Genomic DNA, 2376 nt, shown 5'->3' with positions numbered 1-2376 from the left:
GAGCTGGGGCGGGCGTTCGGCCTCCTTGCGGCTCATGGAGGCGAACTCGTTGATGAGCTTCGCCGCCATCGCCGGGTTGATTAACGACTGGCCTTCGTGCACGCCGCGGACCGCGGCCGGGACGTCGTTGATCTGGACGTCCTTCAGCAGGTAGCCGGTCGCTCCCGCCTTGATGGCCTCGAAGAGGTCTTCCTCCTCGTCGCTCACCGTCAGCATGATGATGCGGGTGCTGGGGACGGAGGCTTTGATGCCCTTCGTCGCCTCGATGCCGTCCCGCCGGGGCATGCGCACATCCATGAGGGCGACGTCCGGCATGAGGCGGTCGGCCAGTTCGACCGCCTCATGCCCGTCGCTCGCCTCACCGACCACCTCGATGTCGGGCTCGGCGGCCAGCGCCAACGCCAGGCTCCGCCGGATCAGCTCATGATCGTCAACGATCATGACGCGGATCGGCTCGTCGGCCGGCGTGCGGGACTCGCCAGACTCGCTCACGAGGCCTCCTTGATCCGCCTCGCGACAGTCGTTCCCTCGCTTCGCTCGCTCACCTGAACCTGACTGAGCTCGCTCACGTCTCCTCCTCGTCGGGGGCCAGAGCCGTTGAACCGCCATGATGGCACGTGCCCGCGGTTCTCGGGTGGTCGAGAAGATCTTTCAGCGCGCGATCAGGGCTCTACGAGCCTCAGCACGCCGTAGTTGTACCCGCGTCTGTTGTAGACGACGCAGGGCTGGCCGCTCTCCTTGTCACGGAAGAGATAGAAGTCGTGGCCGACCAGCTCCATCTCGAGGAGGGCTTGGTCGATCGTCATGGGTTCGGCTCGGTGGAACTTCTCCCTGACGATGAGCGGCCCCTCGCCGTCCATCTCGATCGGGACGATGTCGTCGTAGAGCTGGTCGTTCTTCTGCTGGTACTCGTCCTCGTCAGGCTCCGCCTGCTGGGGGACGGCGGGCTCGGTGCGGGGCGTCGGGCCGGCGGCGGCCGGAAGCGTCGCGGTGATCTCCGCCAGCGAGGGCGGGCAGTGGTTGCCGTGGTGGACCTTGCGCCGGTCGGCCAGCCTGCGCAGGCGGCCTTCGAGCTTGTCGAGGGCGAGGTCGAGGGCTGCGAACCGGTCGTCGGCAGAGGCTTCGGCGCGGATCGCCGGCCCCTTGCAATGGATGGTGAGCTCTACGCGCTCGCGCTGGTCGGCGAGTCGCGGGTTGCGTTCCTTCGAAACCTCCACGTCGACTCGGATGATTTTGTTGTCCAGACGTTCGATCCTGGCCAGCTTGGTCGTCACGTGGTCTCGGAACCGATCACTCACACCTGTGTGCCGGCCCTTGACGATGATGTCCATGCAACAGCCCCCCTTCGTCTAACGACTGAGCAAGAGCGCCCGACCACCTGCGCGCCGGGCGGGGTGTTCTGTCTGCCTATCTCTCACCGTTCCCCTCTTCCGACTCGGGGTCACCGGGATCTCTGATGGCACCCGTCCGGCCGACCTGGTCTTCGACCCCACATCCGCCTGCTGAGGATTTCGCAGCTCTGATGCCACTACTGCCCTTCTCTTCTGACGGGGGACATCTGGACCCCCGGGAAGGCAGGACTTACCCCTAAGCCGCACCGTGATCGGTCGACAAAGAGTCGCCTTACGTGGACCGTTTCGCCTGCGGCTGGCATCGGCTAGCAGAGCCGGGGACCCCGACCCTGCGCAACCACGGACCCGAACGGGTGCCATGTCAGAACGCTATCCGCATCCAGGGCGAATGTCAGCCGGGGGATCGGTGGAAGGATCACTTTCCGTGATTTCCCCGGAGGCGGTAAGCGCCTTCCCATGCGTGGTTCAACCGGGGGGCGCCCCTTGTGGGGGCCTGTTTCCCGGGCGCTCACCAGCGGCGGTGCGCGTACGGGGGTAGAGACATGTGACCTGTGGGCCAGAGTCGTGACAGGGGCCCGATTTAACGCACGGTCACCGTAATGTCTTCGCAGATCTTCGGCGTGTCGCTCCGACGGTGACCGCGAGCGGGACGGCGACGCCCGTCGCCCGCAGCGCCCCGGCGGCCTCGGCCAGGGTGGCGCCGGTCGTCACAATGTCATCCACGAGCAGTGAAACCGGCGCTGGAGGCACTTTCGCGCCCTGGCGTACCCGGAGTGACCCCGCGAGATTGGCGGCCCTCTCGGCGGAGCTCAGCCCCGCCTGGTCGGCCACCCCGCGCACCTGCCGCAGCGCCGGCCACTCCACGGCGTCCAGCCCGAGCCCCCGCAGCCGCCGCGCGACCATTCCCGCGAGCCGCCCCACCGGATCGTGCCCGCGGGCCCGCACCCGCCGCCCGCCGCTCGGCACCGGCACCACGGCGAAGCGCCCGCCACCGTACGCGGCGGCATGCGCGTCGTCACCGAAC

Annotated in this window: 3 protein-coding genes; all 3 read right to left on the bottom strand. The window is 67.8% G+C overall.

Going from position 1 to position 2376, the window contains the following annotated elements; all coding sequences use genetic code 11:
* A partial coding sequence (locus C1J01_RS47620; RefSeq protein ID WP_111185704.1) for a response regulator occupies positions 1–492 on the bottom strand: 492 nt, incomplete at its 3' end.
* A 170-nt stretch (positions 493–662) separates the two neighbouring features.
* Entirely contained in the window at positions 663–1331 is a 669-nt protein-coding gene (gene hpf / locus C1J01_RS47615; RefSeq protein WP_111185702.1) for a ribosome hibernation-promoting factor, HPF/YfiA family, read from the bottom strand.
* A 612-nt stretch (positions 1332–1943) separates the two neighbouring features.
* Positions 1944–2376, bottom strand: a 433-nt coding sequence (locus C1J01_RS50815) for a ComF family protein (RefSeq protein WP_181449369.1), incomplete at its 5' end; no start/stop codon positions are given.

Origin of the sequence: Nonomuraea aridisoli (genome assembly GCF_003236395.1) — a bacterium.
GTDB lineage: Bacteria > Actinomycetota > Actinomycetes > Streptosporangiales > Streptosporangiaceae > Nonomuraea > Nonomuraea aridisoli.
This window is presented reverse-complemented; position numbering and strand designations above follow the sequence as displayed.